Genomic DNA, 13,834 nt, shown 5'->3' on the forward strand with positions numbered 1-13,834 from the left:
ATGCGATTTCTTAACAAGCCATTTTTATCCATACTCCTAACGCTGCTGTTAGGCGCTTTCTCGTCCTTTTCGGCATTGGCGGCGACTGCCGTAGCGAGCGTTTCACAAAACAGTGTCACCAAAGATGAAGTGTTCCTTCTTAGAGTCGCAACCGATGAAAAGGTCTCCTCTGATGCTCTAGATCTAACAGCGCTCCAACAGGATTTCTATGTCGGCACACCAAACTTTGGGTCGTCGATGCGAATCGTCAATGGCAGCCGTTCGGTGTCAAGTGAATGGAACATCAGCCTTGCTCCTCTACGTTTAGGCAAGGTCCAGATTCCTAGCTTCGATATTGAAGGGGCGAAAACTAAGCCAATCACCATCAATGTTGCCGTTAATGAAGCTGCACCCACTCAACATGATATGGCTGAGTTCCAGCTTAATCTGAGTAAAGACTCGCTATATCCACAAGAAGTCGCTGAACTTGATGTAAAACTCATCATTAAAGCTGACCCAAGAAGGCTGCAAGATCCTAAAATAGCGCCACCGAGCTCACAGGGCTTAGACGTGGAACCTATTGGTGAATCAAAGCAATTTCAAGATGTCCTTAATGGACAAGAAGTGACGGTCGTTCAACAGTCTTTCCGCATCTCGTCACAAAAGGCCGGACAGTTTAAGCTGAACGGACCGAAGCTGACTGGAGCCGTTGTTTATTCAACCAACAACTCCAGTACAACGCGTCTGTTCCAGCTCGACACACCTGTTGAAACCTTAGATGTAACCGTGAAGGACGTACCAAAAGGCTACCAAGGTGAGTGGTTACCAACATCAAACTTCAAACTGATTCAACAATGGTCAGATAGCCAAGGCAATCAACTGGGAAATAGTAATGGTTTAGAAGGCGGTAACCCAACCATTGAAATGGAAGCCGGTGATTCGTTAACTCGTACCATCACCATGACGGCTAGCAACTTAACGCAACACCAGCTGCCAAAACTGAATATCACCTACCCTAAATCGATACGTGTTTATGAAGAGAAGCCGCAATTTGGCACAACTCAGTCAGGTGATTCTGTCGTTGTTTACAAGCAAGTCTTGATTCCGAAAGAGGCTGGAAATATCTCGCTTCCGAAGGTCTCTCAAGCTTGGTTCAACACCGATTCACAATCGAAGCAAACCAGTAAAGCATTTGGACTAGAGTTAGCGGTAAAAGCAAGTGACCGTGCGACGTCTAGCACACCACCAGTTACAGCACCACCAGCCCAACAAGTAAACCCGACGGTTGTGACTGTTGATAACCCAGGATTCTGGCCTTATCTCACCGCTCTGTTTGCTGTTTTATGGTTGGTTAGCTCAGCAATGGCTTTCTACTTCTGGTCACGCCGTGGTGTAACGACAAAACCAACACACACTGTTGAACGTCAATCAGATACAGCAGAAGCGCTTATTGAAGCTCTTAAAACGAAAGATGGCGTGAAGACCAGAACCTTGTTTGAGCAATGGAAAGCTGAAAACCCAGACTTGAGTGATGAGACGTTAGCAGCCGTTGAAGCCGAGCTAAGTAAGCTAAACCAAAGCCTTTATGGTGAAGCTAGCTCGACAAACCCGTCATGGGATCCTTCTGAGGCAATCAAAGCAGTTAAAAAGCCAAAGCGAGTCTCTAGCAAAACGCGTAAAAGCTCACTAGAAACGCTTTAATTAATTAGAAAAGTCTAATTTGGTAGAAAAAAAGAAGCCGTGATGACCACCTTGTGAGCATCACGGCTTTGTTCGTTTTTACGATAAGAAGAAATAATACCGAACTAGGAAATTGAAACTGCGACCTTTTTTCGTTTCAACGCAGAAACGATTCGATTTCGCCCTGAATCTTTGGCTTGATACAAAGCTTTGTCTGCCTTGCCATACAGTAGATCGAAGTCGAATTGGCGTTGATCAGAGGTGATTGAAGCATAACCGACAGATGCGGTTAAGTATTGGCTAGTGCTGCTTTCACAATGAAGGATCTTCGCCTCTTCAATGCATTTTCTGATCGACTCTGCACGCTGTTTAGTTTCAGAGTGATGAGTGCCGATCATCAACAACATAAACTCCTCACCACCAATACGGCAAAAGGTTTCCTTATCGCTATGAACATGGGCATTGAGTATCTTGCCGATGGTTCGCAGAGCAGCGTCACCTTCTGTATGCCCATAAACCGTGTTGTACAAACCAAAATGATCAAGGTCGACGAGTATCAATCCGAATGTGACTTCATCTTGTATGGCAAACGCCCCTCGATCATCGCAATTTAGATCATCTAACACCTGCGACAACATACGACGATTTCCAAGACGTGTCAGCGGGTCTAATTTAGAGATGATATCCAACTGCTCATTGGCTCGTTCAAGCTCTTGAGTGCGCTTACTGACCTCTTGCTCGAGCGTCTCATTAAGCTTTTTGAGCTCCTCTTGCGCCATGGTTCTCTGTAGCACCTCAGCTAAACTAGAAGCGAAGATACGTATCACTTCACGCAGTTGTGACGTTAAAGGGCTGCGAGTTAACAAATTATCCGCGGCTATAAACGCAATCGGCTCACCCGTATTGGTGGTTAGCATCGTCATTGCCGTCCAACCGACTCCCACAATATTGAAATCGTGATAGATAGGCACTGATTCTTCAAAGGCGACTTGATTAGGACAAGCGCGAGCTGCTGCAACAATGTCACGTTCCACCAGCTCTGAGCGATAATAGGACTCATCAACAATGTCGCCTTTTATATCCGTGCCCCACGTGCCTTGCATGTAATTGCAGCCTTTATCTGTTAAAAAAACCGCTAATCGGTCTATCCCTAAGTGCTGAATAGCAAAGCTAACCGCAGATTTACAGACTTCGCTTACGCTATCGCAGCGAGACAACTCCACCATGCTTGAGTGCAACATACGGATGTTCTGTTCTTGCCGTTTGCGGATGTAGATTTGAGAAAGCAGAGAACCAAAGGATTCAAGCATCTGCTTTTGGTAATTGGTAATTGGTGAACGGTGAATGTAGTTATCCATTGCAATCCAACCGACGGGTTTATCACCTTCACGTAAGATCAACATTCCATTCCAGCCCTGCCCTACTACTTTTCCTTCGGTGTAGAGAGGTGCCTGTTCGATAATAACCAAGTTGGTGTGATTGTCTGACAGCGCTTCAATGTATTCCGCTTCAAGTTGATGCAAATCGTATTGAGTATGGTGTTCACTGTTGGTTTTACCCGCTTCGTCAGTGCCATAAGTGCCACTGAAGCAACGCTTTTTCATATCAAGCAACATGAAGATCGCACGATCAAACCCTAACCTATCTCGCACAGCCTCAACCGATGCTTTATACAAAGCGTCTAGTGATTCGGGATTAGAAAGCTCAAGCGCGACCTGATGGACCAACTTCATGTTCTCAACAAACAGTTCACGTAGCTTTATCTCATCTAAATATTGAGCTTCACGGGTGTCTCTATTTTTGATTTCAAGCGCCGCATTCTTTTCGGCACGAATACATTGCCAACGGGCAGCCGCGAGCTGTAACACATCAAGATCTTGGTCAAAGGTTTGATTAACCTTCTCAGCATTGCAATTTTGAACAATTAAATAAGTTCTGGAGGCAGGCGCGTTGTCGAGCATCATGATAAACGACTCCCCACCAAGCACTTTCATGTGTTCCCAATTACAGGTGTTGATTGCCATCGGTAACACACCGTCTGCGGTATCAAACTGTGAGACCCACGGCCAAAATGTAGAGGGGTAGCTCGCCAATGAGGTTAGGTCGCCATAAGAAAAAAGCGGTAATGCGTCGCTCTCCGGCGTCGGTTCAGCAAATATTCCTATCCCTTTTGGAGTAAGTACCTTAACCAGATAGTCAAAAAGAGACTCAGCCAACAGACGGTGGTCGCGTGTCGCAGATATTTGTTTTGCAAAGGCTTTAACAGGCACAGCTTCCTTCCATTGGCGATTAAGAATAAAGCAAAAATACAGAAGGCTTGATATGCAATCAATGTAAGTAAAAATGAGATGTTAAGCGGGTCGCAGTTTCACCTTTTACATTATCACAAGCATGAGAAGGACGACAAAAATGGGATTCTCTGCCCAAATTTTCATCGACATTGGGACTTTTTTAGAGGCATAAAAAAGCCCCACCTAAAGTGGGGCAAAACTTCCATCGCTTATAGTTATAGTGATAATTCTATTGATCGATTCGATTATCTAACCTGCGTTTCAGTTAGTGTGCAAAGGTATCTAATCGCTTAAACACCGCACGTAAATCATCGATTAACCAAAGTCACCGTTTACGTAACCTTTAGTACGATCATCTTTTGGCTCACTGAAGATAACACTGGTTTCGTTATGCTCTACAAGCTCTCCCATTAGGAAGAAAGCAGTACGGTCTGAGATACGACGCGCTTGCTGCATTGAGTGCGTTACGATAACGATAGTGAAGTCTTTCTTCAGATCTTCCATCAATTCTTCAATCTTGTGCGTCGCGATTGGGTCAAGAGCCGATGTCGGTTCATCCATCAGGATTACATCTGGTTCCATTGCAATGGTACGTGCGATACATAGACGCTGTTGTTGACCACCAGACAAACCAAATGCGTGCGCTTTAAGACGGTCTTTTACTTCATCCCACAGTGCTGCACTGCGTAGCGAGCGCTCAACCACTTCATCAATGTGTTTTTTGTCTTTAATACCTTGAGCACGTAGGCCGTATGCCACGTTCTCGTAGATGCTCATAGGGAACGGGTTTGGCTTTTGGAATACCATGCCTACACGGATACGTAGGTCAGCTACATCGATATTGCCGTAGATGTCAGTGCCATCCATATCCAGCTTACCTTTGATAGTAACGCCTTCAATTAGGTCATTCATGCGGTTCAAACAACGTAATAGTGTTGATTTACCACAGCCAGACGGGCCAATCAGAGCAGTCACCTGACGGGTTGGAATTGGCAGGTTGATAGATTTAAGCGCTTGGTTGTCGCCGTAAAACAGATCTAGGTTCTCAATATCAAATTTGTTCATGTTCGTAATCTCTAAATTCTTAAATTCGTGTCTAACTTGATGCTTTCTTTGTCACGGGGGCTCTCTTCATTGTTGAGCCAGTAGCTAGTGAGCTTAATAAGTTGCCGTGTTGAAGCGTCTCGCAATCAGTTTTGTAACCATGTTGATCAAGAGAACCAATACGATTAGGACTGTCGCCGTGCCGTAGGCTTGGTTCCACTCATCGATAGTAAATAGCTCTGTTGTCAGCTTATATAAGTGAACCGTTAGTGTACGGCCAGAATCAAATACAGATTCAGGAACACGTGCCACCATACCTGCTGTTAAGAACACAGGCGCTGATTCACCAATTACACGACCAATACTAAGAATGACCGAAGTTAAGATACCTGGCATTGCGCTTGGTAAGATCAAACGCCAGATAGTGTAGATTTTTGAAGCGCCAAGGCCATATGAGCCTTCACGGTAAGTTTGTGGTACTGCCATCAATGCTTCTTCTGTAGTACGAATGATTACAGGAAGAATCAGGATACTTAGCGTTAGTGCACCCGACAGAATCGAGAAGCCAAGACCAAGAATCGAAACAAAGAAGGTCATACCGAACAGACCAAAGATGATCGATGGGATACCAGCTAGCGACTCAGTACAGAATCGAATCACTTTCACCAATCGGCTACCTACTTTCGCATATTCAGTTAGGTATATCGCCGTCATGATGCCTAGTGGCGCGGCTACCGCAATCGATGCAATTACCATGTAGATCGTGGCAATGATCATTGGGAAAATACCACGTTCTTCACCAGTACGAGTGTAATCGTCAGTGATGAAGTTCCAATCTACGTATTGCAGACCGTTCGATAGGATGTACCAAATAATCCAGAATAAGAAACCAACGGTTACAGCTGCAGCTGCCCAGATAAAACCTTTTAGGATGTTATCTTTGGTTTGACGTGCTTGTTTTAGTTTTACGCGATCCATATTACTTATCCTCGCCTACTTCGCTTTTTCACGGTTAAGATAAAGTAGAGCACCATTTAACATCATGATGAACACTAGAAGTACAACACCTGTTGCGTACAGTGCGTTAGCGTGAACGCCACTTGCGTAAGACATTTCAATTGCAATGTTTGCTGTTAGCGTACGTGCAGAGTCCAAAATGCCTTCTGGCATTGCTGGCGCGTTACCCATCACCATGATGATAGCCATCGTTTCGCCAAGTGCGCGACCGATACCCAAAATCACACCAGTCATAATGCCTGAACGTGCAGCAGGAACGAGTAGCTTAAAAATCGTGTAGATTTTCGAAGCACCCAGTGCAAGTGAACCTTCTTTGTATGTACGAGGTACAGCACGAATCGAAGTTTCAGAAACCGTTATAACGGTAGGAAGAATCATGATACCCAGAACAATGATACCCGCCAGGATAGTGTTACCTGCTGGTACTTGGAAAATGTTCTGAATCATTGGAACGATAATTACTAGACCGAAGAAGCCGTAAACTACCGACGGGATACCCGCTAGAAGCTCAACTGCTGGACGAATAATATCTGCAAGACGCTTGGGAGCAATCTCAGCAATAAAAATAGCGGTTAATACACCTACCGGTACACCAACAACTACAGCTCCAAGTGTCGAAACAATCGATGCAACAATCATAGTTGCAACACCGAATAGAGCTGGAGGTAACCAGTCAACACCCAGAACGATGCCAGAAACACCGGCCTCTTGGAATGCAGGGATACTCTCTGCAACGATAAAGTAAGCGATAACGGCTAGTGATACGATGCCGATTACAGCACTCGATAAGAACAAGCCGTGGAAGATTCTTTCTCTCCAGTCGATGCGCTTCTTAGCACGTAGACTTGGCTTGTTGATTTGAGTCGCTTCAGTATTCATAAGCTTTTCACTATTTGCGATGGTCATATATAAAATCTCAAACTTTGTGGCTCAATAAGAGCTCGAAATAAACAAAGTTGAAAGAAAAGGCTCAGCCTAAAGCAGGCTGAGCAATAATTAAGATTGAGTCAGTTAAGATTAGTTAACTGTGATGTAGCCTTTCTTACCAGCGATAGCTTGAGCTTCATCTGCAACCATCCAATCTAGGAATTGTTGAGTTTCAGCTGTTGGAGCGCCTGCTTTGTAAAGAACTAGGAATGGACGAGCAACTTTGTAAGAACCGTTCTTAACGTTGTCTACAGTCGCAGCAGCGCCGTCGATAGTTAGAGCTTGAACAGATTCGTCAACTGTACCTAGAGAGATAAAGCCGATAGCGTATGGGTTGCTTGCTACAGAAACTTTAAGTGCGCCGTTACCGTTTGCAACTTGTGCACGTTGAGAGATAGCCGATACTTTCTTATCGCCAATCTTCTTCTTAAGCTTCATGATGTCTTCGAATGCGCCACGTGTACCAGATGCAGTATCACGAGTGATTGCTACGATTGGCTTGTCAGCACCGCCAACATCTTTCCAGTTAGTGATGTCGCCTTTGTAGATTGAAGTGATTTGCTCAGCAGTAAGAGCAGATACTTCGTTGTTCGGGTTAACAACAACTGCGATACCGTCACGAGCGATAACTAGCTCTTTCAGGTCAGCTGTTTTCTCTTCTTCTTTTAGGTCACGAGAAGAGATACCAAGGTCAGCACTTCCATTTTTTGCTGCTTTGATGCCTGCAGAAGAACCCGGTGCTTGAATTTCGATGAACACTGGTTCGCCTTTATTCATGTAGGTTTCTGCAAAAACTTCAACCAGTGGAGAAGCACTGTTAGAGCCAACTACAGAGATAGTTTCTTTAGCTGAAGCTGTATTCACTGTTAGAGCGCCTAGTAGTGCGATTGCACCGATAACTGTCTTTTTCATCACAAATTTCCTTTAGTGGCGTTATTGCCGTAATGTTGTTTTGCTTGAACGAGGCCTACTTTAGAATCCGAATGTGACAGTTGTGTTTCACTTAATTGAAGCCTATATGACAACTACAATTTATTTTCTTGTTTTCCCCCTACCAAATAGTCTTGAAGTAATAAATGAGCCTCACTCATAGGCACTGAATATTCATTCCAACCTATTTAAGCCAAACTGCTCAATATCTCGCCCCCCTGTTATTACCTAATACCGCACAATGCTCTGCGTTAAATAACCCTATCTTAAAAATGGCTAAAGCCTTGTTTGTACGATAAATAATCAGAATTTATGAAATACCTATCGCATATATAAAAATAGCATCTATTACTGATTGAATTGTCATTCTCAATAGTTAGAATCACTGACTAATAACAATAATAACAATTGCTTCTGCTCATTTACTTATTCAAAGAAGGACAATACATGCGACAACTTCTCAGTGGCTTATCTATAAAAATACAAATTCTTATTCCAGTACTCTTTTCCGTAGTACTACTTTTGACGGGTGTCATTATCGGTGGTGACAAACTGGAAAATGCTTTTAAAGATGTATCAACAGCAACAGATCAACTCATTCTACATAAAGAAGAACTTAGCGAAATCGTCGACAACAGCTACGGAATGCGCATCAAAGCAATCTATAGCTTATTTAATCCTGACGACGTCAAAACGCTTGTCGAAACGCTAAATCAAAAACGTGATCAAAATACTCGCCTACTGAGCTCGCTTGATACCGTACCTGGCATGCAAGATGAAGTGGCCGCAATGAGCAAAGCGATGAATCACTACGTCGACTTTTCTCGCACCACTATGCTTCCTCTATTAAGAGCAAAGCATGGCAGCGCAACGCTACCTTCTGACTTTGATAACCGCTATCAGATCGCAATCGACCAATATCGTCACGCGGGTAACGAAATGGTGCAGGCTATCAACCTCCTTTCAAAGCAACTGAACCGTATTGCCACTCAAGAAGTGGACATCAACGGCCAGCAACACACCAGCACACTCAATACCGCAACCATTGCGCTTCTAGTGATCCTATCTGTAGCTCTAATTATCAGTTGGACGCTGGCTGGCGTCATTGTTAAGCCGATCAGCAATATTCAAGCAACCATGCGCGAAGTGGCAAAAGGTAACTTGTTAGTTAAAGCAGAAGAGTATGGCGACAACGAAATCTCACGCCTAGCGCAAGACGTAAACCAGTCTGTTGAACAGCTGCGTGACACGGTAAGCTCGCTGTCTCGAATCAGTATCGAAGTGGCTTCTGCGTCGACAGAGTTAGCAGCAGTAATGACACAATCGAGCGTTAATTCAGACCAAGAGAAGCAAGAAGTAGAACAAGTTGCTTCTGCTGTAAACCAATTAGAAAGCACGGCAGCACACGTTAATGAGAACGCAGTACAAGCCGACTCAGCGTCTAAGCAAGCTGACGAAATGGCGACACACAGCATGAGCTTGTTTAATGAAAGCAACAAAGCTAACGAACAGATGGCGATTCAGCTAAGCGAAGCTGCAAATGTTGTGGGCACGCTAAAAGAGCACTCTGAACAGATTGGTAAAGTGATTGAGGTGATTCAAAGTATCTCTGAACAAACTAACCTGCTTGCGCTTAACGCAGCAATCGAAGCCGCTCGTGCAGGTGAAAGCGGTCGTGGTTTTGCAGTGGTTGCTGATGAAGTTCGAATGCTAGCGGCACGTACACAAGATTCAACCAAAGAGATCCAAGCAATTATCGAAGGCTTGCAAGTTCAATCGGGTAACGCCAATGAGAGCATGAGCAGTTCACTGTCTATGTTAGCGCACAACCAAACGCTCTCAGGCGAGGTGAGTGCAGCCCTTTCTGGTATTGCTAACTCAGTAACCGACATGACAGAAATTAACACTCAGGTTGCCTCTGCCGCAGAAGAACAAAGCCAAGTGACTGCAGACATCAACCGTAATATCTCAAACATCTACAGCCTAGTAAGCCAAAACGTAACCGGCATTACCCAAGCTGCAGCAGCAAGCCACGAGCTATCTAACTTAGCCGAGCAGCAAAAGCAGCAGTTGGATTACTTTAAGGTGTAGAGCTCAAGGTATAAAAACTTAAGATGTAAGTGCTTACTTAGCTGTATAAATTGCAGTAACTATCCTAAATGTTATGAAGCCAGCTATTGAGCCATCAGTAGTTGGCCTTTTGTATTCACCAGACTCTATTCACCGAGCTCAGCAGCTCTGATTCTTTCAATCGCTTCTACCCTTCTCAGCTGTTGTGGCTGAAAATGAGCTTCTCTAAGCTGGGCGATCGTCTCTTTTTGTTCAATTTCTGATAGGAATGAATCTTTCAAAACATCATTTCGTTCTGCGAAGTAGACCTCTAAAGAGTCTTCAAAGGCCGCTCTTTGTTGATCGAGTGCTTCGAGCCTCTGTGTCGCTTCTTCGCCAACCAGTTCGTTTCTCTTCAAGTATTTGCCTTGTTCATCTAGGACTTCTGAGCTGGATAGTTGCTGTAATAACACCTGATTTTGATGACTGGACTGAACATAATCGGGTTGTTCAGATAGATAAGATTCAAGCCTTTGCTGATATTCTTGTTCTTCTAGCCCTTCTTGTTTCAGAAGTAACTTTTCTAAAGCGATTTCCCTCATTTTATTGTCATGGGTAAACAGAATACTTATCTCGCTCTCACTGAAAAATTGAGTTTGAAGGTCAAGCAGAGCTTGATTCAGCGCGCGTAAGTCCCCTGCAGATATTGAGGTGGTGTCGAATTGAACATCCAATGCTGTCAGTGCCGACTTGTACTCAAGGTACTTTGCGAACAATGCTTCATCGACCACCGCTGCTTGTGATTGCTCGTGGTGTTTTGCCACATTGTCACGAATCTCTTCGAGGGTTAATTCTGTATTGCCTGACACGAAATATTCCATCATGTCTTTGGCTGACGCACTATCGATTTCGGTATCTTGTTGAGAGCTAACCTTCAATGAAGAAGCGCTTTGTGCGTTGTTATTATATGAACTGGTATCTTCCTTCTTTAGATATAAAAAGACCGCCGCTGTGCTCATCAGGGCTATCGTGGTTATCGACAAAATGGCGGTCTTTTTCATTACATTTTCCTTATGATCTTAACTTATGGCAGCGCGACTTACAGGCCAGCCAACTTCAATCGATTTGCGTGTTGGCGATATAGCGTCACGGGATCGGTCTCAAACAAGTGGTGAATACCCAACAACCCATTAATCTCGTCTAGGTGGTTCATTTTGTAATCATCACCAATCACTTTGCCCAAATGCGCGCTGCATGCACCCACTAACCCATCATTAGGTTCGTTAAAGGCTAAACCAAGGATTGTCATCGCTCCGTCGGTAGGATCAAGAAGGTTGGTAAAAGTGGAAGATCCTGTCCATGAATAATAATAAACACCGTTGTTTGCTTGCCATTCACCATCACCACACGCAGACGTCGGAACGCCTTCAGGGTAAAACTGGTTGAATGCAAGCGAACCTTCAGTGGTCAACGCTTCAAGAGATGCAAGGCCATCTTGGTCAAGATCCGTTCCACCAGATAACAAGTTGATCAGCGTCGTCAACCCACCAGCCAACTTAACCGCAATACCTTCCGCAGCTGAACCTTCGGATACGGTTCCACGCACGAGGTCGGCTACTTTCGAGCCTTTATGAACACCACCAATGCTTGTCACCGAAGCAACTAAATCAGGACGTACTGATGCCACATAACGTGCTGTCGGTCCGCCATGGCTGTGACCAACTAGGTTCACCTTACTAGCCCCTATCGCGGCTAACAGTGTTTCAACTTGAGCTAGCAATTGCTCGCCACGCACTTCAGAGCTGTTGGTCGCTGATACCTGAGCGACATAGACGCTCGCACCATCTTTGGTTAGGGATTCAGGTACGCCATAGAAGTAGTCGACACCCGCTAATGTATCGAAACCAAACAAACCATGTACCAACATAATGGGATATTTCGTTTCTGTGTATCCACTGGCTTCTAATGCCGATGCGCTTGTGCCTGCGTAGGCTCCAAAACTGGATAGACAGGCGATCGTCCAAATTAATATCTTTTTCAATGCTCTTTCCTTAAACAGATTAGACCTCTGATGAGTAAAAGAACCGTAGTTGATGATTTTATAAAACATAAAATAGCAACTCGATATTTGTGATATTGAACTTGAATTAAACAGTTGTGATGAACATTAGACAAACAAAATCAGACCAAAAAATCAACAGCATAACCAATTGATTAAATTAACATTTAATCAAAAACCATAAAGCTACGCTTTCAATTATATCGACCAAATTATAAATCCCCCCCCACAAAACAATGAATCTCGTTTAAATCTACGACAACGAATTGGCGAGTCATAGTTCATCAAAATTGAATATTAAGTGATAAATCACTCGCTTCGAATCGATTGTTTCTCAATCAGAAAGCCGTTGGAAATTTGATACTTATGCCAGTTATGAAACGCCAACAACCTGAATGTATTGACGAGAATTATTGATTTTAGATATAGGTCGTACCAGTTATTTACTTATCCACTTATCAATAGGTAATAGACAACAAGTAACAACGTTTTTGTTTGGCTCATCTAAATTAAAAGAGAATACAGTGATGAAAAATACGGCTTTAATACTCGCGTTAACCATACCGTTTGGGGCTTATGCTGCAGAAGACTCAGTATCGACACCAGAATCGATTACATCCGCACAAGTATTCAGCACACAAGGTTCCGAAACCTATTCTTACGTTCGATGTTGGTATCGAACCGATGCGTCACACGACTCTCCAGCCACAGATTGGAAGTGGGCGAAAAAAGAAAACGGAGACAATTACACGATCAACGGATATTGGTGGTCTTCCATTTCTTTCAAAAACATGTTCTACACTGATGCCCCGCAATCTGAAATCAAACAACGTTGTGAACAGACTCTCGGCATCCAACATGATACTGCCGACATCACTTATTTTGCCGCAAATAATCGCTTCTCTTACAATCACTCCATCTGGACTAACGACAACGCAGTGCAAGCCAATACCATCAATCGCATTGTCACCTTTGGTGATAGCCTCTCTGATACTGGGAACCTATTTAATGGCTCTCAATGGGTTTTTCCGAACGCTGATTCGTGGTTTTTAGGGCACTTTTCGAATGGTTTAGTTTGGACTGAGTATTTAGCAAAAGCAAAAGACCTCCCTCTTTATAACTGGGCTGTAGGCGGTGCAGCTGGCACCAATCAGTATGTCGCGCTGACTGGCGTCTATGACCAAGTCACTTCCTACCTCACCTACATGAAAGTCGCCAAAAATTATCGCCCTGAAAACTCACTATTTACTCTAGAATTTGGCCTCAATGACTTTATGAATTACGACCGAGAAGTCGCCGATGTCAAAGCCGATTTCAGTAGCGCTCTGATTCGATTAACGGAATCTGGTGCGAATAATATACTGCTGTTCACATTGCCCGATGCGACTAAGGCGCCGCAGTTCAAATACTCCACCGAACAAGAGATCATTAAAGTTCGCGGAAAGATCTTAGAGTTTAACCAATTCATCAAAGCACAGGCCGAGTATTACCAAGGCTTGGGGAAAAACGTGGTACTTTTTGATGCGAGTGCACTGTTTGCTAGCATTACCGAGAATCCAGAGCAACATGGCTTTAGAAACGCGAGTGACGCCTGTCTTGATATCAATAGAAGCTCAGCTTCAGACTATTTGCGAAGCCACAGCTTGACTAATGATTGCGCGACCTATGGCTCAGACAGTTATGTATTCTGGGGCGTGACGCACCCAACTACAGCTACTCATAAATACATTGCCGACCATATCCTAGCTTTTTCATTCTCGACATTTGATTTCTAAAGCCGCCAAGTTGAACTGTAACTTGAGGTAGCACCTCTTAGGCACAAAAGTCAGATACAAAAAAACCGCCTTTGATAGGCGGG

General features: G+C 44.0%; 10 protein-coding genes. 3 read left to right on the forward strand and 7 right to left on the reverse strand.

The window, feature by feature from the left end; translation table 11 throughout:
• Window positions 1-1,680 carry a BatD family protein gene (locus tag A142_RS07855; RefSeq protein ID WP_029405498.1) on the forward strand — a complete coding sequence of 560 codons (1,680 nt, stop codon included), beginning with the start codon at window positions 1-3 and terminating at the stop codon, window positions 1,678-1,680.
• A gap of 104 nt (window positions 1,681-1,784) precedes the next feature.
• Here A142_RS07855 and A142_RS07860 read toward each other — a convergent pair whose 3' ends face one another.
• The 5 genes from A142_RS07860 to A142_RS07880 form a co-directional block, all read right to left on the reverse strand.
• On the reverse strand, window positions 1,785-3,929 hold the full coding sequence (locus A142_RS07860; protein WP_019822954.1) for a sensor domain-containing diguanylate cyclase: 2,145 nt from the start codon (window positions 3,927-3,929) through the stop codon (window positions 1,785-1,787).
• Between the two features lie 336 nt (window positions 3,930-4,265).
• The gene (gene pstB / locus A142_RS07865; protein WP_004737715.1) at window positions 4,266-5,015 is read right to left on the reverse strand and encodes a phosphate ABC transporter ATP-binding protein PstB; all 750 of its coding nucleotides are present in this window, start codon (window positions 5,013-5,015) and stop codon (window positions 4,266-4,268) included.
• 93 nt (window positions 5,016-5,108) lie between these two features.
• The gene (gene pstA / locus A142_RS07870; RefSeq protein ID WP_017064256.1) at window positions 5,109-5,972 is read right to left on the reverse strand and encodes a phosphate ABC transporter permease PstA; all 864 of its coding nucleotides are present in this window, start codon (window positions 5,970-5,972) and stop codon (window positions 5,109-5,111) included.
• Window positions 5,973-5,987: 15 nt separating this feature from the next.
• Entirely contained in the window at window positions 5,988-6,917 is a 930-nt protein-coding gene (gene pstC, locus A142_RS07875) for a phosphate ABC transporter permease subunit PstC (RefSeq protein ID WP_019822958.1), read from the reverse strand.
• Between the two features lie 111 nt (window positions 6,918-7,028).
• Window positions 7,029-7,850, reverse strand: coding sequence for a phosphate ABC transporter substrate-binding protein (locus A142_RS07880; RefSeq protein ID WP_017064254.1), 822 nt, complete (start codon window positions 7,848-7,850; stop codon window positions 7,029-7,031).
• Window positions 7,851-8,315: 465 nt separating this feature from the next.
• Between A142_RS07880 and A142_RS07885 the strand changes: the two genes are divergently transcribed.
• Window positions 8,316-9,959, forward strand: coding sequence for a methyl-accepting chemotaxis protein (locus tag A142_RS07885; RefSeq protein WP_029405499.1), 1,644 nt, complete (start codon window positions 8,316-8,318; stop codon window positions 9,957-9,959).
• A 125-nt stretch (window positions 9,960-10,084) separates the two neighbouring features.
• On the opposite strand, the gene A142_RS07890 is transcribed toward A142_RS07885, so the two are convergent.
• Together A142_RS07890 and A142_RS07895 are read right to left on the reverse strand one after the other, a co-directional pair.
• Window positions 10,085-10,978: a lipase secretion chaperone gene (locus A142_RS07890; protein ID WP_019822963.1), complete on the reverse strand. Its 894-nt coding sequence runs from the start codon at window positions 10,976-10,978 to the stop codon at window positions 10,085-10,087.
• 38 nt (window positions 10,979-11,016) lie between these two features.
• Complete coding sequence (locus A142_RS07895) at window positions 11,017-11,958, reverse strand: lipase family alpha/beta hydrolase (protein ID WP_019822965.1); 942 nt, start codon at window positions 11,956-11,958, stop codon at window positions 11,017-11,019.
• Between the two features lie 545 nt (window positions 11,959-12,503).
• Here A142_RS07895 and A142_RS07900 point away from each other — a divergent pair.
• Window positions 12,504-13,751, forward strand: coding sequence for an SGNH/GDSL hydrolase family protein (locus tag A142_RS07900; protein ID WP_029405501.1), 1,248 nt, complete (start codon window positions 12,504-12,506; stop codon window positions 13,749-13,751).
• Window positions 13,752-13,834 lie beyond the last annotated feature (83 nt).

Source organism: Vibrio splendidus 12E03 (genome assembly GCF_000272105.2).
GTDB lineage: Bacteria > Pseudomonadota > Gammaproteobacteria > Enterobacterales > Vibrionaceae > Vibrio > Vibrio splendidus_I.

Excerpts from the sequence above, each read along its gene's own strand:
- A142_RS07855 (WP_029405498.1), top strand. The coding sequence starts at position 1 with ATGCGATTTCTTAACAAGCCATTTTTATCCATACTCCTAACGCTGCTG.
- pstB (WP_004737715.1), bottom strand. The coding sequence starts at position 5,015 with ATGAACAAATTTGATATTGAGAACCTAGATCTGTTTTACGGCGACAAC.
- pstA (WP_017064256.1), bottom strand. The coding sequence starts at position 5,972 with ATGGATCGCGTAAAACTAAAACAAGCACGTCAAACCAAAGATAACATC.
- pstC (WP_019822958.1), bottom strand. The coding sequence starts at position 6,917 with ATGACCATCGCAAATAGTGAAAAGCTTATGAATACTGAAGCGACTCAA.
- A142_RS07880 (WP_017064254.1), bottom strand. The coding sequence starts at position 7,850 with ATGAAAAAGACAGTTATCGGTGCAATCGCACTACTAGGCGCTCTAACA.
- A142_RS07885 (WP_029405499.1), top strand. The coding sequence starts at position 8,316 with ATGCGACAACTTCTCAGTGGCTTATCTATAAAAATACAAATTCTTATT.
- A142_RS07890 (WP_019822963.1), bottom strand. The coding sequence starts at position 10,978 with ATGAAAAAGACCGCCATTTTGTCGATAACCACGATAGCCCTGATGAGC.
- A142_RS07900 (WP_029405501.1), top strand. The coding sequence starts at position 12,504 with ATGAAAAATACGGCTTTAATACTCGCGTTAACCATACCGTTTGGGGCT.